The sequence below is a fragment of the Clostridium sp. BNL1100 genome (assembly GCF_000244875.1).
Taxonomy (GTDB): Bacteria; Bacillota; Clostridia; order Acetivibrionales; family DSM-1351; genus Ruminiclostridium.
The window spans coordinates 3720336-3741564 of sequence record NC_016791.1; the positions used below are offsets into that span (position 1 = coordinate 3720336).

General features: G+C 35.1%; 15 protein-coding genes. 4 read left to right on the forward strand and 11 right to left on the reverse strand.

Going from position 1 to position 21229, the window contains the following annotated elements; all coding sequences use genetic code 11:
* Positions 1-5 precede the first annotated feature (5 nt).
* Positions 6-1625 carry a response regulator gene (locus tag CLO1100_RS15765; protein ID WP_014314764.1) on the reverse strand — a complete coding sequence of 540 codons (1620 nt, stop codon included), beginning with the start codon at positions 1623-1625 and terminating at the stop codon, positions 6-8.
* A 524-nt stretch (positions 1626-2149) separates the two neighbouring features.
* Here CLO1100_RS15765 and CLO1100_RS15770 point away from each other — a divergent pair.
* From CLO1100_RS15770 to CLO1100_RS15780, 3 genes are all read left to right on the forward strand, one after another.
* Positions 2150-3523, forward strand: coding sequence for an FAD-dependent oxidoreductase (locus CLO1100_RS15770; protein ID WP_014314765.1), 1374 nt, complete (start codon positions 2150-2152; stop codon positions 3521-3523).
* A gap of 43 nt (positions 3524-3566) precedes the next feature.
* Positions 3567-4940: an FAD-dependent oxidoreductase gene (locus CLO1100_RS15775; protein WP_014314766.1), complete on the forward strand. Its 1374-nt coding sequence runs from the start codon at positions 3567-3569 to the stop codon at positions 4938-4940.
* A 69-nt stretch (positions 4941-5009) separates the two neighbouring features.
* On the forward strand, positions 5010-5888 hold the full coding sequence (locus tag CLO1100_RS15780; protein WP_014314767.1) for a sugar phosphate isomerase/epimerase family protein: 879 nt from the start codon (positions 5010-5012) through the stop codon (positions 5886-5888).
* Between the two features lie 57 nt (positions 5889-5945).
* Here CLO1100_RS15780 and CLO1100_RS15785 read toward each other — a convergent pair whose 3' ends face one another.
* The 3 genes from CLO1100_RS15785 to CLO1100_RS15795 all read right to left on the reverse strand — a co-directional run bounded on the left by CLO1100_RS15785 (position 5946) and on the right by CLO1100_RS15795 (position 8941).
* Complete coding sequence (locus CLO1100_RS15785) at positions 5946-7025, reverse strand: hypothetical protein (RefSeq protein WP_014314768.1); 1080 nt, start codon at positions 7023-7025, stop codon at positions 5946-5948.
* Positions 7026-7229: 204 nt separating this feature from the next.
* Positions 7230-7796 carry a DUF4256 domain-containing protein gene (locus tag CLO1100_RS15790; RefSeq protein ID WP_014314769.1) on the reverse strand — a complete coding sequence of 189 codons (567 nt, stop codon included), beginning with the start codon at positions 7794-7796 and terminating at the stop codon, positions 7230-7232.
* Positions 7797-7906: 110 nt separating this feature from the next.
* Entirely contained in the window at positions 7907-8941 is a 1035-nt protein-coding gene (locus CLO1100_RS15795) for a restriction endonuclease (protein ID WP_014314770.1), read from the reverse strand.
* A gap of 215 nt (positions 8942-9156) precedes the next feature.
* Between CLO1100_RS15795 and CLO1100_RS15800 the strand changes: the two genes are divergently transcribed.
* The gene (locus CLO1100_RS15800; protein ID WP_014314771.1) at positions 9157-10074 is read left to right on the forward strand and encodes a DUF4180 domain-containing protein; all 918 of its coding nucleotides are present in this window, start codon (positions 9157-9159) and stop codon (positions 10072-10074) included.
* Between the two features lie 158 nt (positions 10075-10232).
* Here the strand turns inward: CLO1100_RS15800 and CLO1100_RS15805 are convergent, their stop codons facing one another.
* The 7 genes from CLO1100_RS15805 to CLO1100_RS15835 all read right to left on the reverse strand — a co-directional run bounded on the left by CLO1100_RS15805 (position 10233) and on the right by CLO1100_RS15835 (position 21211).
* Positions 10233-12521 (reverse strand): ABC transporter permease, encoded by a 2289-nt coding sequence (locus CLO1100_RS15805; protein ID WP_014314772.1) that lies wholly within the window; start codon positions 12519-12521, stop codon positions 10233-10235.
* Positions 12522-13223 carry an ABC transporter ATP-binding protein gene (locus CLO1100_RS15810; RefSeq protein ID WP_041700304.1) on the reverse strand — a complete coding sequence of 234 codons (702 nt, stop codon included), beginning with the start codon at positions 13221-13223 and terminating at the stop codon, positions 12522-12524.
* Between the two features lie 23 nt (positions 13224-13246).
* A complete protein-coding gene (locus CLO1100_RS15815; RefSeq protein ID WP_041700475.1) occupies positions 13247-13597 on the reverse strand; it encodes a metalloregulator ArsR/SmtB family transcription factor in 351 nt (116 codons plus the stop codon).
* A 111-nt stretch (positions 13598-13708) separates the two neighbouring features.
* On the reverse strand, positions 13709-14932 hold the full coding sequence (locus tag CLO1100_RS15820; protein ID WP_014314775.1) for a radical SAM protein: 1224 nt from the start codon (positions 14930-14932) through the stop codon (positions 13709-13711).
* Between the two features lie 37 nt (positions 14933-14969).
* A complete protein-coding gene (locus CLO1100_RS15825; protein ID WP_014314776.1) occupies positions 14970-19325 on the reverse strand; it encodes a non-ribosomal peptide synthetase in 4356 nt (1451 codons plus the stop codon).
* A 24-nt stretch (positions 19326-19349) separates the two neighbouring features.
* Positions 19350-19583, reverse strand: coding sequence for an acyl carrier protein (locus CLO1100_RS15830; RefSeq protein ID WP_014314777.1), 234 nt, complete (start codon positions 19581-19583; stop codon positions 19350-19352).
* Positions 19580-21211 carry an AMP-binding protein gene (locus CLO1100_RS15835; protein ID WP_014314778.1) on the reverse strand — a complete coding sequence of 544 codons (1632 nt, stop codon included), beginning with the start codon at positions 21209-21211 and terminating at the stop codon, positions 19580-19582. The genes CLO1100_RS15830 and CLO1100_RS15835 overlap by 4 nt, the downstream gene beginning before the upstream one ends.
* Positions 21212-21229: the final 18 nt, after the last annotated feature.

Genomic DNA, 21229 nt, shown 5'->3' on the forward strand with positions numbered 1-21229 from the left:
AAATTCTATTGCTCAGAAGACGCTATTGCAACATTCCTATATTCGCTAGGCGAGATTCCTGTGTATTTCTTAAATAAACGAGAAAAATAGCTTGGTGATAAATAGCCCACCTCATAACATACATCATACAGTTTAATATACGGGTCTGATAAAAGCTTCTTTGCTTTCTCAAGCCGGGTCAGAGTTAAATAATCATTTATTGTAGTTCCGGTAACTTGTTTAAACAACACGCACAAATATGTGGGTGTTAAGTAAACATCCTTCGCTAATGTACTTATCGATATCTGTTCCTTAAAGCGTTCCTCAATAGTCTTTCGAACCTGATTGATAATTGTATGAGAATATGTTTTGCTCATACTGCTCATGAGGGCTGCCACCTCAAAATAAAGCTTTTCAATCAGAATACATTGTTCTTCAAAATCCGGACAGCACAAGAATTTCTCTAAAATCATTCGCTGATTGGAATAATCACTTTTTTTATTTATTTTTATATCAGTTACTATTCGTGTCGGGAGCAGTAGTAAAAAAATCATCAAATTCTGCTCTTCATCATGATGAAATTTTTCTCTTATAATATTAAAAAGCTCTCGAAGTACCTCCGATACTTGTTCGGTATTTCCACAGCTTAAACATTCCTGCAGACTTTTTTCAGCTCTTTCCTTATATTCTTTTAGACTTTCGTCCATTTCATATTTATCAACGGAAATAGTCAGTTCGTCATCGAGTAAATACCTTTTACTTATGGCATTAGATGCATTCTCATAAGATGTTTTTATATTTTCAAGCCCTTTAAATCTATCACTGATACCAATGGATACCGGTAGATTCATACAACCATTGAGACGCTTGTCAAGATTTTCAGAAACTTCAAGGAGAGTTTCTTCATATTCATCTTCTAATAAAGACAATATCATGACGTATTCGCCTTGTTTGTTTTCAAAGCAGATGGTATCACTATATTGTTTACCAACTTCTTTACACTCGTTTTGTATCTGAAGGGAAAGAAGTTGGCGCTCACGTTCCGGTAATACATGAAACTTGCTGTAAATACGCTGTATCTGTACTACCAGTACACAATAATACATTTCATCATTGAGTGGGATATTTAAAAATTCTATACGTTCTTTCATTATATCTTGATTTTCGAAATCATCACGAATCATCGTTATAAAAAAACGCTCTTGTAAAAGTGGAAAACTCTGATTCAAAAGATTTTCCATATCAGCCATGGTCTGTTTACTCTGATTCTCAGTATTCATAGTATTTACCACTCGGCTAACCGTATCTTTAAGCTCGTCTAAATCAATGGACTTAAGAATATAGTCCACAGCCTCGACTTTAAGTGCATTTTTTAGGTAGCTTACATCATCATGACCACTAATAAATATTATCTTTATCTCCGGATAAAGCTCTCGTAAATTCTTTGCCAATGTTATTCCATCCATATACGGCATGAGGACATCAGTAAGCACCAAATCAACGTGATTGTCCTTCACAAACTGAAACGCCTTCTGACCATCAGAAAGATCGGCAACTATCTCGATATTGTGTTCGCTCCAATCAAAGTGTTTTTTTAAACCTTGGCGTACCAAATCTTCATCATCAACAATAATCGCTTTATACATAATTTTCTCCCGTCTGATAATATCTAATGCTCAAATTATAATAAATCCTATGCCCTGAAATTGGATATCTATCATAGAAACCATGCTTAACTTACAAACATGCGATGATTTGAAACTTATTTTGTTTACTAAAAAAGTATAGATACCTTGGATATATTTGTGAACATATAACAAATATACAAAGGTAACCTATGTGTCATAGTATACCATAAATGATAAGAGGCCAACAATATTTTTATGCAGAAATAACAAATGTTATATCATAAAATGGTATATTTTGTAGATTAATACAGAGATAAAATATAGAAGTTATGTTCTATTTATTTAAAAACTATCACTATCTTTTACTCATTTTCCTGTTCTGTTGACTTGAAAGTATTAAATGTTATATTTAAAGAAAATAATCTTTTAAATGAAAATCCTCCATGCTGATACAGTAGTTTTTACTTACAGGAATTTCGCTAAAGTATATATTGAAATTTAATTTGTTAACATAAAAAAATAAAATTTTTCAGGAGGATACCATGAGTGAAGTTCAATACACAAAAACCATTAAAAACATAATAGAAACAGACGTCCTTGTTATCGGTGGTGGTACAGCGGGCTTCGGAGCGGCAATAGCAGCGGCACGTAACGGAGCGAAAACACTTCTTATTGAGCGTTTAAGTATTCTTGGCGGAATGGCTACAGCAGGTTTGGTGGGTCCATTTATGACCTGCTATGATAACGATGCAGAGGAACAATTAGTGAAGGGTATTTTTGATGAACTTTGTCTTCGGACCGAAGCCCGTGGTGGTGCTATTCATCCTTCTAAGGTGGAAGGTATGACCTCTTATTCTTCATATTATATGGCAAGTCATAGACATGTTACTCCGTATCAGTCGGAGATACTTGCAGTTGTAATGGAAGAAATGCTTGAAGAATCAGGTGCACAAATACAATTCAATGTACAGGTTACTGACTGCATTACTAAGGACAAAAAAATAGATTATGTAATTGTCAATATGAAGGAAGGTATTGCAGCAATTCGTGCAAAACTATACATAGATTGTACCGGTGATGCTGATGTGGCCTATTTTGCAGGAGTCCCTACGTGGCTTGGCAAAAAGGAAACGGGCATTATGCAGCCTACCTCCCTTTTCTTTGAAGTTGGTAACATTGACCGTGATAAATATTTAGGGGAACTTGAAGCTAATAAATCTAATTTGGACAACCACGTTGCCAATTGTTTTGCTAAGTATGTAGAAGAAGCTAAACGTAATGGTGACTGGACACTTGACCGTAACGAATTAGGCAACTATGAGCAGAATATACCCGGAAGGTGGAAGATAAATACCACTCGTATTGCGCATATTGATGCTACCAAGACTTCAGATATAACCAAAGCGCTTATTCAAGGCAGACGTCAAGTGCAAGAAGTTGTTGCATTTATGAAAAAATATCTCCCAGGCTGTGAGAATGTTCAGCTTCTTCAGGTAGCTACTGCACTGGGAGTTCGTGAAACAAGACACATTGTGGGAAAATACGAGCTAACAGCTGAAGATATACTCTCACGTAAACATTTCGATGATGCAATATGTACCTTCGGATATGCAATTGATGTACACAATTCAACAGGTGGTGGTGTTACATTTACCTGTGTTGATAAATACTACACTATACCTTACCGATGTCTGATTCCTGAGAACTGTGACAATATGCTTGTTGCAGGGCGCAGTATATGCGGTTCCTCAGAGGCCGCAGCAAGCTATAGAGTAATGCCTGCCTGTATAGCCATGGGCCAGGCGGCAGGTACAGCAGCTGCAATAGCACTAAAAAGTGGTGTTTGTCCCGAGAATGTGGACATTGTTAATCTTCGTAATACTCTTATTGAGCAAGGTGCAGTTATCAAGGATTAATTCTCTTTAAAACAAAACTATAAAATTAAAGGAGACAAAAACTATGAAAACCCTCCAAAGGAAATATGATGTAGTTGTTATTGGCGGTGGTCCGGGTGGCATCCCTGCAGCAATTGCGGCAAGCAGAAATGGTGCAAAAGTACTTCTTGTAGAAAAGAACGGATATCTTGGCGGTAATTTAACGATAAGGTTACCATTGTTAGGGTATCTGGACAAAGACGGTAAAACTGTAACTGCAGGTATTGCACAAGAACTTGTTGATGAACTGAAAAAATGTAATTCCTGTACAGATCATTATCCTTGCCCTATGCACAATTCTATAACTCTTTACGACCATGAGATTTTTAAAATCGTTGCATTTGAAATGTGTCTCAAGGCAGGCGTAGAAATACTTCTGCATTCTGAAATTATTGATACCACCGTAGAGAATGGTAAGATTAAAACAGTTACTCTATTTGGAAAGGGTTATCATATTGAGGTAGAGGCTGCTGTCTATATTGATGCCAGCGGAGATGGCGACATGGGCTATATGGCCGGTGCTACCTATAATATGGGCCAAAAGGACACCGGTGCATTGCAGCCACCTACTCTTATGTTTACTTTAGGTAACGTTGATACCGACAAAACTATAGAATTCATCGCAAGTGACCCTGAACAGATGCGTTTATGTGATACTATTGAGTGTGACTTTGACAAGTACAACGCTGAATTTTTCCGTTCAAACCCATACCATGTAATGGTCGGTCTACGTAAGCTCTTCTTGGAACTTAAAGCAAAAGGCGAATTGCCTGTTGATAGAGATACCCTTATTTACATTAAAAGTCTGATTCCCGGGGAGGTACACATTAATTCTACCCGCCATTTAGGAATTAACGGCAGTGATGTACTGGATTTGACTCGTGCAGAAATTGAGGGCCATTTACAGATTCCAAAACTGGTGGAAACACTCAAAAAATATGTTCCCGGTTTTGAAAATTGCTATATAACTCAGATATATCCTTCAATGGGTATCCGTGAAACACGTCGTTTCGCCGGCCTTTGTGAATTGACTGAGGAAAAAATCATGGTGGGTGACGTGCCGGAAGACACAGTAGCACTGGGTTCCTACATTATTGACATACATGAAGGTAACGGGGCGGGTACAATTGTTAAGCGCATAAAGCCCTACGGTATTCCATACGGATGTACAGTAAGCAAGGATATTGACAACCTCATGTTCAGCGGAAGATGCGCTTCATTGGATGCAGTAGTTATGAGTTCCGCAAGGGTTATGCCTACCTGCATGGCCATAGGAGAGGCAGCCGGCGTAGGTGCTGCACTTGCAGTTAAGCAGAATATCATCCCCGCTAAGGTGGATGTGAAGGAAGTTCGTAACATCCTTCGCAATGCCAACGTAATTCTTGAACCTGCTGAATAAAATCAGTATATAAGTATGGAATTATCGTCAGATATGTCGAAGTGATTTCTGCCTTTAAGGAGGACTAACATGAAGCATGGTATATATTACGCATACTGGGAGCAAGAATGGGAAGCTGATTACAAATATTATATTGAGAAGGTTGCAAAACTTGGTTTTGATATTCTAGAGATAGCAGCTTCTCCATTACCTTTTTACAGTGACAATCAGATTAACGAACTCAAAGCATGTGCCCGTGGCAATGGAATTACTCTTACGGTAGGCCATGGGCCAAGCGCAGAACAAAATCTGTCTTCTCCTGACCCTTATATTCGCAAAAATGCTAAAGCCTTTTACACAGATTTGCTCAAACGTCTTTACAAGCTGGATGTGCATTTAATAGGTGGAGCTATATATTCTTATTGGCCGGTAGATTACACAAAGACAATTGATAAAAAAGGTGATTGGGAACGCAGCGTTGAAAGTGTCCGTGAAGTTGCTCAGGTAGCTGAGGCTTGTGGAGTGGATTTCTGCCTTGAGGTTCTTAATAGATTTGAAAATTATTTAATTAATACTGCACAAGAGGGTGTAGATTTTGTAAAACAAGTTGGTCATGACAATGTAAAGGTAATGCTTGATACCTTCCATATGAATATCGAAGAAGATAGTATCGGAGGTGCAATCAGGACTGCAGGTTCTTACTTGGGACATTTACACACCGGCGAATGTAATCGTAAAGTTCCCGGCAAAGGAAGAATTCCATGGATAGAAATTGGTGAGGCTCTTGCTGATATAGGTTATAACGGTAGCGTTGTTATGGAACCTTTTGTTAGAATGGGCGGAACTGTCGGGTCCAATATTAAGGTTTGGCGTGATATTAGTAACGGCGCAGATGAGGAAAAGCTGGACCGAGAAGCACAGGCTGCACTTAATTTTTCCAGATATGTGTTAGGAAACCGCAAACTGTAGTACTTTTGACAATACAGGTATATGCATATGACAGCTGAAGAATACTTATGAAGCAAATTAAACGTTTAGATTCTTCAGCTCGTCATAAATATTTGTTAGTATCTTCCCTTCTTGATCCTTAACCAAACAAATTGTATCGATTATCTTAAGTAATAGTTCCGTATTGTACGATTCGTTGTCACTGCCCCCTTGAGCTATAACAGTGTGCTTTAAAAAAAGATTTCTTGCATAAAGTGCTTTTCTTACCACTTCCGAATATTCCTGAATAAGCTGTACTAATTTTTCACTGGAATTAAAATGTGAAACTATATACTCAAGCCGTTTATACATTATTGATTTATGCTCGAAAAGTAAGTGCATATATCTAAAATCCATAGTGTTCTTTCCTTGGATTAGATTGTTTAAATGAAGAATTAGTTCATCATGCACTTTAAAATTAAATGTTGCCTGTCTTCCATTTGTCTCAAGATTATTTGGACGTATCATGGAATAATTTCCGTCACCCGATAAATAAGTCTTCAATTCCTCCAGAAATAAATCCAATTTAAAAATATACGTCTTTACATTATCTTTAGGCTTGATAATTTCGGCATTTTCATTTAAAACCCACACCGGTGAGGATTCATAGTTTTCTTTTCCTAATTCATATGCTTGGTTGAAGATTTCGTAGGTATATTCATTACTTGCAAACACGCTTTTTTCATTAAAAGCAACTGTCATAAAAGTCTTGGTTTGATTATTATACCCGTAAACCATTATTTGGTGCAAAAAATGTTTTGACATGTAACTTGCTTTTTTGGGCAAATAGTATTCATCTACAAAAATTATTACATAACACCCCTGGTTTATTTTGTTGATAATGAATTCAACAATATCTTTTTCTTCACTCATACTTCTATAATCATATATTTTATTTTCTGCTACATCCCTATAAAAATCACGATATTCTAAGTAGTCAACCCAAAGGTTACCATTCTCGTCAGTCAAAGTATAAAGCTGTACAAAGTGCTGATAAAACCATGAATACAGGCTGTCGTCAGTGAGAATTGCACAAAGCGGAAGGGAAAAGTTTAAATATGTAGTTAAATCCTTTTGAATATTTATTTTTAGCTTATTTTCCGATAGCTGATAACTCATATCATACAGCCTCCTGATAATTACTTTTGTTTTATCTTTTATCGGTATGACTTATCTTTTCTTTATGCTATCACTATATCGAAATGCTGTCAATAATTATAACTTGTTACATATTTTGTATATTTTATTGGAATTTTAACTATCGAATGATAGAGAAATAAAACGTAAAAAGGTTGATAGTACAAGAATTCCTCATGTATAATATTAAACTCTCAACGAGCTGCGGAAACCTCTTGAAGAATAGTAGGAGTCTGCTCCATTGTGGTATACGAAGACTGTATCATATCGGCGATCACAAAAAATAGCACCTCCGAGTTTTCTAATAGAATCAGGTGTTTTCACCCAGCTGGAGGTTTTCTTGTCAAAGTTATCCAATTTTTGCAACTCCCGGTATTGTTCTTCCGTTAAAAGCTCAGCCCCCATTGCAGCAGCCATATCTATAGCATTATTTTCCGGTTTATGTTCTTTTCTTGACTCCAATGCTTCACGGTCGTAACAAGCACTCCTGCGTCCTTTTGGACTTTCTGCTGAACAATCATAAAAAATATATTCATCCGTCTTTTTATCATAACCGACAACGTCCGGTTCACCGCCGGTTCTTTCCATCTCACTAAGCGACCACAGTTTTTCAGTATTAGCTTCCAGCTTTGCATGTACGTTAGTCCATTCTATATCAATATGGCGATTTATATTTTTTTCAAAACGAGCTTTTAATTCTTTTAGCAGTTTCTCACACTGTTCCGGTAACAACTCTCTGCTTTCATTTATCATAATAAAATCTCCTAATCAAATTTTTGAAAATATATGTGCCTTATTATAATTATTATTACCATTTTTATTAATTTCTAAAAAATCTCTGTAGATTTGATACCCTAGGTTATTTACTCCCTACCAGGGAACGTCAAAGTCCATATTCTCTTTAGTGGTATCTCAGCTTTTATTTCATCATCCAGTTTTTCATAATTCTCCAAAAGCTCATTAATAATTTCCTTTTGATCCCAAAGCCTTACATTAAAAAACTGGGACGGTATTTCTTTATAAACAGAACTTTTGAATCCACTCCACGAAACCAGCAAACCATAATCAGCTTTGTAATTATGCATCGTACCCACCAACTGGTCAAGAATTGGTCTATCTACTTGAGCATCAGTTGTTTTAACCTGAATACATAATTTAGGACTTCCAAAGCCTAACGGGCCCTGAGAAGCGAGGATATCAACACCTTTGTCGGGGCCTTCCGGACTGCGGTAAGTTACATAACCTTTAGCCTTTAATATAGCCTCAACAATTCTTGCCATACCATGCCCTTTAAATTTTCTCATAAGGTGTTTTGCTATGTGATCCATGGCATACTGTTCAAAATCAATGCCGTCTTCATTAAGCTCATCTTCAATATCCTGAAGACGATGAATCACCATTCCTTCTTTCGGCATCCATTTATTTTTTCCCATTTCTCTTATTCTATTCTCAGCATCATTCCTACTTATGCGGCAAACAGTCATAAAGGCTCCAAAAGAATAAAGAATGTCCTGATCAAAATTTACCCTGGGAATATCAGTAGCAAACCACCTTACAGCCCTATAATGGAAATATGGATCTTCTTGCTTTTTATCGAATACATATTCACCAGTTATTTCTCCAATATGTACAGATGCCTTCATTTTACTAGGCAGAACTATCCAGTCCCCAATCTTTATTTCATGTGCAATAGGCCAGATCTGAGAGGCCCAGTTTCTAGCACGTCCGGGAATCTCTGCACCGTAGTCCTCCAATAAGTAGTTATACAAGTCCTTTTTGCTTTTAAATTTTGTTAAATCGAGCTTAAGTTCCTCCCATGTAAGATATACTCTATTATCTTCCAGAAACTTGTTCTCATACTCTCCTGAACTACCTGCACGAAACAGCCATATTGCCATAATTATAGCCCCCTATCTAGTCGTACCATTTTACTTTCATCTTACCTATCTAATCTAATACAAAACATAGCATATCATGGATTTATTTTCAACTATTGTAAAATAGAGATATCAGCACTATTGTCAGTAGGGTTCAATTAATAAATTAATAAGTTGACACCCATAAATAACATATGTTACTATTAACCTATGTTATTTATAAACGAGGTGTGATTATGTCAATACAATTAGCAATATTAGGAATACTGAGTTGGAAGCCCTCAACAGGCTATGAACTAAAAAAGATTTTTGAGGATTCCTCCTTCATGTATTGGTCGGGTAACAATAATCAAATTTACAAAGCTCTAACCAATCTGGAAGACGAAGGTTTTGTTACCAATGAAGTAATCCATCAGGATAACTCTCCTTCAAAGAAAATATATACGATAACAGTAGAAGGACTTAAAGAACTAAAAAATTGGCTTTTGTCATCACCGGAAGCTCCTGAGATAAAGAAGACATTTTTGGTACAGTTCGCTTGGTCGGATATGCTAAGTAATCAGGAATTAAGTGAGTTACTCTCAAAATATGAAAATGAAATCAAGCTGCAATTAATTATGCAGAAAGAGAAGTACAGACGTTCACTTCATTCACCTAATAGAAGTGCCAGAGAAAGCTTAATATGGGGAATGATTTCAGATAACATTATTTCAACCTACAAAAATGAACTTAATTGGATTCATGAAACCCGTCAGAAGTTGTTTGAAAATGAAGTAGAGGAGGAAAAAGAAAAAATGAATTATCAAATTAGAAAAATAGGAAGCAAAAAATATATTGAAATGGTCTCTACTACTGAACCTTTAAGTACAGAGAATGACGCACTTAATCTGATAGCTTTATGTTGGGAACATGAGGCAAATGCACTTATGATACACTACACAATCTTGTCAGAGGACTTTTTTAAACTTAAAACCAAAGTAGCCGGTAATATTATTCAAAAATTTGTAAACTATGGTATAAAAGCTGCTGCAATTGTTCCTCAAGAGACAATTCAAAAAGGCCGATTTAAAGAAATGGCCCTTGAAACCAACAAAGGTAATCATTTTAGGTTGTATGAAAGTAAAGAAGAAGCTGAAAAATGGCTTTTAAAATAGAAAACAAAGGCGACTGTAAATGTAATTCGAGTTAAGAAGATTACAAATAAAATCTATTGCTCCATTCTAAACCTGCCCAACCTAAATAAAAAACTGCAAGGAGTATCGACAAGTTGAGAATAATGCCGAAACTCTCTTGCAGTATGTTCTACTAAATGCTACTCGTTTGACTTCAGAGATGTTACCATGTCGATTTTGCCTATCTTTACACTTAACAGAAGATTAATTAAAAGTGCACCCCCTGCTACCAGTACCGATGCAAGAATATAACTGCTGAAATTAATGTGTGAAAGACATACTATGGTATCATTTGAAAGAATCTTCATAAAAACGTCAACAAATATTTTTCCAAAAGGAATGCCTACCACCCACCCGATAAATGAAAGTACAAGGCTTTCTTTAAATGCTAATACCCTTATTTCTACCGGGTATAATCCTATTACTTTTAGTGTTGCATATTCCCTCTCCATCTCAGTATAGTTAAGCAACCCAAGGCTTGATAAAACAACTACTACAAGCAATATTGCAGCAAACAAAAGAACGTATATTATAGAATTGGTACTATCAAAGACTTTTTGCATTGAATCCCGTTGACTCTCTTTGGTAATAATTTTGGACTCAATATTATCTTTTTTATCGAAATATGAACCTAAGTTTTTTTCGTTATTATCAGAAAATAAAGCATTTGGCTGAAAATCTTGGTTTAAGTCACTCCATGTATTCTTTGAAACAAATAAAACCTTCGGAAGCGAGTTAATAACTATTTTACCTATTTTCACACTTCCCCACTTTCCACCTAAAAATCTCCAATTTACATTATCACCTTCTTTAACTCCAAGGGTACTTGCAAATTTATCTGAAATCACTAAACCTTTTATTTCAGAAATTTTTACTTCATTTTCACTTAAGTCTTTCATGCGAATAAAAGTTCCATCATCAACGACCGAAAACATTGCAGTATATTTCTTGCCGTCTTTATCAGTTCTTATTTCGAGGTTTCCTTCTTGAATATACTGATTCGTACCCCCAATATTCAGGTCCTTTATTTGTATATCCGATTTTGTAACTTCTATTTTGTTATTGTATTGATATAAACTATTATATGTATAATCTATTGTGTAGTTTAGAGAATCTTTCATGCCTAAGCCCGCCAAAATAAGCACCATACTGCCAAGTACACCGACTATGCCCATTATTGAACGAACTTTATTCCTGCTGATATTTCTTATAGTAGATTTAATATTAAGGGACATTCTATCCCATAAGAAAGGTATCCTCTCCAACAAAGTGTGTTTGCCGATTTTTTGTGCATTTCCTCTCAGAACAAGTGCCGGCATTACTTTAAGTTTACTTCCACAAGACATAAGAACAGCAAGTAAGCAGCATAAAACCATAACAGCAACTGATACAAAACTGCCAATTGTTAATGGCTTATCCCAGTATGGAACGATTGCCAAATGTCTGAAGGACTGAATCAGTACTTCAGGAATCGCTTTGTAGCCTATTACAACTCCTAAGCCTCCTCCAACCAACCCCATCCATAAACCATAACTCAAATAATGCAGTCTGATTTTCCTATTGCTATAACCAATAGACATCAATGTTCCTATTTGTGTCCTCTGATTATCTATTAATCTTGTCATTGTTGTAAGCATTGTTAATACAGCCAACAAAAAGAATAAAGCCGGAAAAACATATGTAAATTGAGTAAGTTGTCGAATTCTCTCATTGATATGATTTGTACTTGACTGTTCGTCACGCATCAAATAAGTAACAAATTTGTTACCAAGAACATTCTCAACCTCTTTGCTAATACTCTTTTCATCCACAGACTTTCCGTATGTAACCAAAACCTGATTAGGCATATAAAACCCATATGTTTTCAAAAAGGTTTTTTTCGACATATATGCGTAACCATTATTTTTGTAATCCGGTATAGCGTTTCCTGCAGGTGGATCGTATATTTCTTCAGCACTTAAAATAATACCCTTTATTTGCAATTCTTTATTGTTAATTGCTAAAGAATCGCCTACTTTATAATTATTTGCTTTTGCAAATTCATCATCAAGCCATATACCATCTGTATTTACATCATACTTGGCTCCTGATACTATATAAGGTTTCGAAATTTCATTGTCATCTGAGACAAATAGTTTTATTTGATTTTTTCCGCTGGTGACAGTATATGTCAGCCTTGTCTGAACATCTGAGATACCGTCAATACTTGTAATTTTATTTAGCTCTTGAGTTGGATCCTCTTTTGTATAAACCCACATATTAGCCAGATTAACAGTCTTATAATACTCATCACTGCTTTGAATCAATCCCTGACGTACGCTATCCAATCCTGAAAAAGTTAACACACCAAATGTTGCGATAAAGACGATTGTCAAAAACTGAGCTTTATTCTTAATAATGTCCCGCAGCATTTTTTTAGTTAATTCCATTTACCACTCCACTCCTTCCATTGGGATAGGCGTACTATTACATTCAATGCTCGATACCTCTCCATTTCTTAAGTGTACAACCCTGTCCGCAGCCTCTGCAATTACGGAATTATGTGTAACAACTATAGCTGTCTGATTATTTTCTTTGCACATTTTATGTAGTGTTACTAAAACTAGCTTACCCGTTTCACTGTCTAAGGCTCCGGTAGGTTCATCACACAAAAGTATTTTTGGCCTTTTAGCCAATGCTCTCGCTATGGAAACCCTTTGCTGTTCCCCACCAGAAAGTTCTGCCGGAAAATGTTTAGCTCTGTGTGATAGACCAACTAATTCCAAGGCATTACTTTCTAATGGATTGTCACTAATTTTTCTGGCTATTTCAATATTTTCACTGGCTGTCAAGTTTGGCAGAAGGTTGTAAAATTGAAACACAAACCCAACTTCTTTCCTGCGATAATCATTTAATTGTCTGTCAGAGAAACTTGTAACATTAGTATTATTAACAACTAATGTCCCTGAAGTTGCACGATCCATACCTCCAAAAAGATTTAATAATGTGCTCTTTCCTGAACCGGAAGGTCCAAGGATAACAGCAAATTCTCCTTTATTAATTTCAAAGCTTATATTCTTTATAGCATAAATCTCTTCATCACCTACATTAAATTTTCTAGATAACTTTTCCACCTTTATAAATGGTTCCATCTTTTTATGCACCCCTAAATCCATTATTTATTTTCACTGACATGAATAAGTCCCTGATCAAAAATCCGTTTTACATGTTCATCATCCAGTGAATAAAAAACAGTCTTACCTTCTTTTCTATACTTAACTAATTTGGTTTGCTTCAATACTCTTAGTTGATGTGATATTGCTGATTGGTTCATATTAAGGAGTACTGCTATATCGCATACACACATTTCAGAAGCGAATAACGCATATAAAATCTTAATTCTTGTCGTATCACCAAAGACTTTGAAAACCTCTGCCAAATCATACAATTTTTCTTCATCAGGCATACTACCTTTAACTTTATTTATAATATCCTGGTGTATTGCAATACAATCACACTTAATCATCTCGCCTTGCCCGTTCAAATACACCCCTCCCCAGCTACATATTTATGTCTGCTCATATATTCATATTTATTATATATTACCATTTTTATCAAATCAAGCCTTTTAAAGGATTTAAAATAAGTCGTTAAAAAAACCGTCATAAAATTCGGGAGGCAGACCTTCAACAATGTATTTTTCAGCAACAGTTTTGCTAAGCTCAGTCCCTAGCGGAATTTTACCAGTGTCAATCCCCATATCCTGAATTATTCTTCCTATTTTTCTGCCATAGCAAGTTCTACCTGCACATTTAAAAAATTGGGACATATCCTCCAGAACATCTTTTACTTTGTCTTGGTTAATGTCTCCAAATGATAAAGGGACAGCAACACAAGGCGTATATGCACCATCATTATTTAAAGTCAAGTAATAAATTCCTGCCGAACAACCCATACATTTTGCACTTTCAAACTCACTAAATAAGACAACATTCGGATAATCTGGATTGTTAATATACTTTTCTTTGATATCCATTATCATTCTCTTTGCTACTTTATAATTCATCTTGCAGTCCATTCCTTCAATTTTCCCTTGGGGAATAGGTAAAACAATCCTTATCTCCTGAATGCCTAATTCTGATACAAATTTAAAATATTCTTCTATCTCATCAGATGTAAAACTGTCAATAATGCATATTGTTACTACAGTATAAATATTATTTGCCTGTAGCACTTTAATAGCATCTAATGACTCACGAAAAGCATTCTTATTATCTCTGGTTTTCACCACTACTTCCTCTTTGTAGTGATCCAGACTTATAATAACTCGGCTGACATTGCTGTTACTTAAAAACTTACAAAACTCATCATCAATCTTATGCCCCGTAGTATATAACTGTGCTTGCATGCCTTCAGGAATAAAATTGATAATATCTTTAATATCATTTCTAAGCATAGGCTCTCCCCCGGTTATACCAATATTGGCAACACCAAGTTCATACGCCTGTTCAATAAATGATTTAATTGATTCAAGATTTAAATCATATCGACTGCTTTTATTTCTATAGCAGTGCCAGCAATTGCAGTGACACCGACCCGTAACTACAACATCACTTTGAAATAACTTTCTATCTCCATTTTTGATACTATCCAGAGTATTCATCGCTTTATCCCAAGCTTTAGATGGAATAGTAGGTAAAAAGCTATTAATAAAATACTGTTTTTTGCCTGAGTCATAGGTAAGTTTAAAACCCTTTTTCATTAAAAACTTTGCAAAATATTGCCCTGCTTCTGTGTTACTTGCTTCTGAGACTACCCTATATATTTCATCTTCATTGATAATTTTTTCAAAATTACTCATGATATAAGCCTCCTTATTAATAACATTTATTAATCTGTCATAGAACATCGGGGATGTTTTCAGCTATTCTGTTTACAATCCTTAGTACATCAGCACTCCGCTTTGAATCCACCTGTCCCCATTCAAATCCACATTTTCTTAATATAGTTTCAGTCCTTTTACATGTTGGCAGAAGCAACATGGTTGGATCAAAAGACTTTTCAAGTAGTCCCAAGTTAATTATCTCAGCTACTAAATGATTGTATTTCTTTCCACCGTTAGCCAAGTACTTTTCAAAGTCATCAATTGATTTAATTTTAACTACTTCTGAAAATTCATTAAATAACTGTGCAAAATCAATTAAGCTAATTTTATATGGATTAAATATGTGATAAATATTACTTCCCTCTTTAACACCCAATAACAATGTTATAGCTTCTGCCGCTTGGTCAACAAAAGTTAAATCAAATATTTTTGCATCAAGATTAGGGACTGAACCTAATTTCATCATCATACTCAAAACAGAAAATATTGAACTTTCCCCTTCATTAGTTTGGAATATTCCATCCTTATAGCTTTGAACTAAAAATCCTAAACGGTAAACTTTTACGTTAATACCTTCATTTTGAGCTGCTAAAGCTATTTCCTCTGCATAAATTTTAGACTGAGCGTATGCAATATCGGACTTATTTCCACGTGTTATTTCATGCTCGCTAAATAAATTCTTATTTTCATACCTGCTAATAGAAAATCCTGTAGATATGGTAGAAATGTAATGGAGATCTTTCTTATTCTTGTATTTTGAGAACTCGGTTATTCTACGTGTTCCGTCAATATTGATTTTTTGATAATCCTCCCATAAACCATAATGATTTATGGTTGCTGCTGCATGAATTATACAGTCTACCGTTTCTGCCAGATAATCAAACTCTACCTGACTAAGTCCTAAATTTACTTGACTTATATCGCCAACTATAATGGAAACTCTGTCAGAATATTCGTTAATATAATCGTTTTCTTTAAAGTAATGACTCCATGTTCTTCTTAATCTTTCTTCTGCATTATTTTCATTTTCACCGCGTACAAGTATGTATACTTTTGATTTGGTTTTAAACAAAAGCTCTCTTACCAGATGACTTCCAAGAAAGCCTGTCCCCCCTGTAATAAAAATATTATTATATGATACCCCCTCTTGAATTTGTATTTCTTTTAAACCATCCAAATATTCTTTATAATCTTTTTCATATTTTACATCCGGTTTGTAATTTGCCAATGAATCCATTGACTTTCTCAGTTTCATAATATTGTCTGTAGCAATACTGGATGAACGACTTGTATAAGGAGCCAAACTAAGTATCGTTGTATACTTATACATATCATCTAATGAAATTCGTATTCCAATCTCACTAGCCTTAGTAATTACCTTAATTACATTTAGTGAATCTCCTCCCAGATCAAAGAAATCATCATTAATTCCTACCTTATCAATGTTAAGCACTTCCTGCCAAAGTTGAACCAGTTCCATTTCAAGGTCATTCCTAGGTGCCATGTAATTAGTTTCACTTTGTTTAATTTCAGGCTTAGGGAGAATTTTCTTATTTACTTTTCCATTTGAGGTTAATGGGATTTCATCAATTTTTACATATTGCCTTGGAACCATATAATCAGGTAAATATGTTGCTGCCCAGTTAGGCAATTCATCGTCTTTAAATGTGCTATTTGAAACGATATATGCACATAAGAATACCTTGCCGGTTTCATCTTTATAGTCAATTACTGCCACATTTTCAACAGCTTCGTGTCTTATTAGAACACTTTCTATTTCGCCAAGCTCAATTCTATGCCCTCTGATTTTTACCTGCTCATCTTTGCGGCCCTTGAATTCTATGTACCCCTTTCTATTCATTACTCCAAAGTCGCCTGTCTTGTATATCCTTCCAAAGCTCTTATGTTCCATAAATGCAGTATTGGTTTTATCTATATCATTCTGATAGCCTGTGGCAACTCCAATACCCCCGATGTATAATTCTCCGATAACTCCGACCGGGCATAACTCCAGATTACTGTCTAAAACATAGAACATCTGATTTGCTAAAGGATATCCATAAGGAATACTTGTCCAATTCTCATTAACTTTATCAATTGGATAATGAATTGACCAAATAGAGGCTTCAGTTGCACCACCTAAACTATAAATTTTTGCCTGTGGGTATTTCCCTTTTATTTTGTTCGGAAGGGATACAGGTATCCAATCACCGCTTAGCATGACAACCCGTAGTGTTCCATAATCACTGTCGCATTTATTCTCTTCAATTCTGTATAACTCGTCTATATATAGCTCCATAATTGCCGGCACAGTATTCCATACAGTGATTTTTTCTTTGGCAACAATAGCTATAAGTTCCGGTATATTTCTTGCATTGCCTGCAATATACAACTCCGCTCCTGCCAGTATACTTCCAAAAATATCGTATACAGATAAGTCAAAACAAAAAGAGGATATTCCAATTACTTTATCATTTCCTGTTATATTATAGCGGGAATTAATATCTATAATTGTATTACAAACAGCTTCATTTGAGATAACAACTCCTTTAGGCTCTCCGGTACTGCCGGAGGTATAAATAACATAAGCTATATCAGTTGGCTGGGCCTTTTCATCCGAGACAAATTGCTTGCAGGTATCTTCTGAAATGCTATGAATGTAAGCAGACTCCAACATTTTTTTGCACCCGCTATGTTGATAAATATAATTTTGTCTTTCTCTTGGATGCTCAGGATTTATTGGAACGTATGCAGCTCCGGATTTAATTACACCGAGAATATTTATCACTGTTTCAGTACATCTTGAAGCACTAATACCAACAAAATCCCCCGGGCCTATACCTTCCGATTGTAAAGATATAGCAATTCGATCTGTTAGTAAATCAAGCTCTTTATATGTAACTGACGAATTTCCATCTTTAATAGCAATCTTATTACTGTAAGTTTCAAGAGCTTTTGAAACAATATTCTGGAGGGTTGTTTTTTTAGTGTTGCAAACTGTATCATTATATTTTTGAATAAGTTTTTTATCTTCGTCACTTAACTCAAATATCTCTTTTGAATAAGAGCCGTCAGTTTTAATGCTTAGTACCAATTCCTCGTATTGCTTGAACATGGTCGTTATCAATTCTTCTTCAAATCCCTCTTCCACATAATCCCATGTCATAAGCAATTTACCGCTTATGTCCATAACCTGACAATCTAAAAAAACTTGAGGAGTTTGGCTTATTCCATATTTTAATTCACCAAACTTATCCAAAAGGCTAAATTTTTCATCATTAAAAATCATGCTTGTAAAAACAATTGGCATAACAGCAGATGTTCCCAAGCCTCTAGCCTTCGATAATTCTTTCAGAAATTCCATTCCATCAAAGTAACTATGCTTATATGAAGTCGCAAACAAATCTCTAATTGCTGTTGCATTTTCCCAAAAATCATCTTTTGCGATATCGCTTTTTTGTATCGGTAGCAACAATGCCTTAGTAAAATCGCCTATAACTCTGCTTATACTCTTGTCATGCTTCGAACGACCGGTTATTGCTGAATTGATAGTAAAAGAATCCTGGTTGCACCAATGCTCAAGTACCATAGCATAGGCAGTACAAAGAATGATTGTCGGCTGTATTTTCTTTTCTTCCGCCATCTCTTTTATCTTTCCCCAAGTACTGCTATCAATGGTTGTTCCCAGCCTTTTAAATTTTGGTAATAGTATTTTTTTATTGGATTTTAATGGTAATTGAGGAGCTGATGGGAACTCTGCTAATTGCTCCATCCAAAAGTCCCTATCCATTTGATATCTTTTAGTCTTTTTTATATCCACTAATTTATAAACATAATCTCTAAAAGATGCCTCTAAAGGTATTGGTTCAGTTTCTAAATCATAACAATCCATGACTTCATTTATTAATACAATTAAACTTCCTGCATCAGCAATAAGTAAATCGAAGTCACAAAACATGTATACTTTGTCATTATCTAATTGTGCCATTTTAATATCAAATAAGGGCCAAGTGTCAATTTTAAATACATGATGTGACATTTCTACTCTCTTATTTAAAATAAATTTCTGCCTTTCCTCATTTGATAAATTAGTTAGGTCAAATCGTTCTACAATATATTCAGGGACTTCATCCAGTATTCGTTGCTGCCCTGTTGATTCGATTACAGCTCTTAGCATAGGCTGGTTTTTAATAAGCTTATTAAGTGCGGTATTAAATTTACCGATATCCAGGTTATTTTCAAATTCATAATAAATGTGAGTTGACCGGCCTCCGAGCTCAAATACAGGATTTCGTCCCATTAAATAAGCAGTTTGAACATTTGTTAGTGGAAAAACATTATTATCTTTACTCTTTTCATCTATACCCACGACAAATTCCCCCATTACTCTTTATTAATCCTTTTGAGTTCTATCAGACAAGTAGATCTTAATATCGCCAAAGGTCTGTATGTTCCATAAATCTCTATCATTAATTTCAACCCCAAATTCATCCTCTAAATCGATAACTAAATCCACCAAATCCATTGAATCAAGACCTAAGTCCCCCACAAGTCTGGATTCATCATTAATTTTATCAATACCCACCTCAGCATACTTTGCCAATATTTCTTTTATTTTCTCAATCATAGTTCTTTACCCCCATATCTTTTTATTTTATTTGTAGTAGTTTTTTCGAACTCAATAGCTCGAATCTTTATTTTTTGTATTTGTTTAAACATAGGCAGTTGTGAATTAATTTCTTTTATTTTTTTTGAAATTACGTCTTCAATCTCTTCAATATCCCTGCCATCAAAAAGGTCATAATTCGGATAAATTTCAGCTTTAATAAAGTCATCTTCCCCAAATACAATAACCTCATTTATATAATCCAGTTCCAGTAATTTGCCTTCAAGTTCTTCAGGGCTTACATTTTCTCCATTACTAAGTACTAACAGGTTTTTTTTCCTTCCCGTAATATATAGGTATCCCTTTTTACTGATATATCCAAGGTCACCTGTCTTAAACCAGCCGTTTTCCATACATGCTTCTGTACCCTCGGCGTTTTTGTAATACCCTCTCATTACATTTTTTCCTTTGACCCAAATCTCATTGTCCACAATTTTTACACTACAACCCCCACCAATCTTGCCAACAGAACCAACCTCTCCGTTTCGGTCAGTATTTGCCGCAACAAGAGGGGAACACTCGGTAATTCCATATCCTTGTATTATGGTTATCCCTATTGTTGTATAAAAATCAATTAACTCAACAGGTAGGAATGCACCACCACAGACAAAAGTTCTAAATTCCCCCCCAAGTACTTCAAGAATCTCTCCAAATAATTTTCGACTGACATCAATATTGACTTTTTTAAGTAATTTAGAGATTTTCATTGCAGTACCAAACTTTTTATTTTTGTTTTGATTTGCAACCGCTCTCAATATCTCTTTTCGCATCATCTCCAACACTGCCGGTACTACAATCATTATTGTAGGTTTATAAGCCTTTAAATTTCTCTTCATCATTTTTAAACTATCATTCAAACAAACTGTTGCCCCAAAATAGATAGGTGTTAATATTCCCACTGTCAATTCATATGTATGATTGTTTGGCAAAATAGATAAGAGAATGTCCGTGACAGATGCATCAATAACCTGGCTACAGTAGGCAACATTGCTTGCCAGATTCTCATGTGTTAATATGATGGCCTTACTATTTGATGTTGTTCCAGATGAGAAAACGATCTCAGCGGCAGTATCAGGTAATATCTCTAAACTAGTATCTTTGTGGGGCGTTTCCAGCATGTCATACAAATAAAGCATATTACCAGCTTTTTCATTAAAGTTCACAAAGTACTTTATACTGTCTACAGACTCCTTTATCCTTAATACAACGTCATAATAATCGTTATCAAATAATAAACAATCTGCATCAACAAATTGAAGCTGCTCAATTATCGCCTCAACCGGTAATAATTTATCTATGGGAATAGCAACATAACCGGCATTTATAACACCTAAGTACGATACTATCCATTCATAAGACGTTTTGCCTAATATGGCGATATGCTTTTTCTCAAAATTCCATTCACTGAATGCGGCTTCAAGAGATAAAATATCATCAAATACTTCCTTGTACCTCTTTGCACATGAATTCCCATTTTTTACAAACTTAAATAGTATATTGTTAGCATGATTGCTTAAACAAATGTTCAGATATTCATGTATATTTTTAAATTGTTTACGCTCTGTATAAAAAAAATTTCTTTTTTTCATTATAAAAATACTCTTCCT

Coding starts and splice junctions, on each gene's coding strand:
- CLO1100_RS15820 (WP_014314775.1), bottom strand. CDS start 14,932: ATGAGTAATTTTGAAAAAATTATCAATGAAGATGAAATATATAGGGTA.
- CLO1100_RS15780 (WP_014314767.1), top strand. CDS start 5,010: ATGAAGCATGGTATATATTACGCATACTGGGAGCAAGAATGGGAAGCT.
- CLO1100_RS15815 (WP_041700475.1), bottom strand. CDS start 13,597: ATGATTAAGTGTGATTGTATTGCAATACACCAGGATATTATAAATAAA.
- CLO1100_RS15830 (WP_014314777.1), bottom strand. CDS start 19,583: ATGATTGAGAAAATAAAAGAAATATTGGCAAAGTATGCTGAGGTGGGT.
- CLO1100_RS15775 (WP_014314766.1), top strand. CDS start 3,567: ATGAAAACCCTCCAAAGGAAATATGATGTAGTTGTTATTGGCGGTGGT.
- CLO1100_RS15770 (WP_014314765.1), top strand. CDS start 2,150: ATGAGTGAAGTTCAATACACAAAAACCATTAAAAACATAATAGAAACA.
- CLO1100_RS15785 (WP_014314768.1), bottom strand. CDS start 7,025: ATGAGTTATCAGCTATCGGAAAATAAGCTAAAAATAAATATTCAAAAG.
- CLO1100_RS15800 (WP_014314771.1), top strand. CDS start 9,157: ATGTCAATACAATTAGCAATATTAGGAATACTGAGTTGGAAGCCCTCA.
- CLO1100_RS15835 (WP_014314778.1), bottom strand. CDS start 21,211: ATGAAAAAAAGAAATTTTTTTTATACAGAGCGTAAACAATTTAAAAAT.
- CLO1100_RS15765 (WP_014314764.1), bottom strand. CDS start 1,625: ATGTATAAAGCGATTATTGTTGATGATGAAGATTTGGTACGCCAAGGT.
- CLO1100_RS15805 (WP_014314772.1), bottom strand. CDS start 12,521: ATGGAATTAACTAAAAAAATGCTGCGGGACATTATTAAGAATAAAGCT.
- CLO1100_RS15810 (WP_041700304.1), bottom strand. CDS start 13,223: ATGGAACCATTTATAAAGGTGGAAAAGTTATCTAGAAAATTTAATGTA.
- CLO1100_RS15795 (WP_014314770.1), bottom strand. CDS start 8,941: ATGGCAATATGGCTGTTTCGTGCAGGTAGTTCAGGAGAGTATGAGAAC.
- CLO1100_RS15790 (WP_014314769.1), bottom strand. CDS start 7,796: ATGATAAATGAAAGCAGAGAGTTGTTACCGGAACAGTGTGAGAAACTG.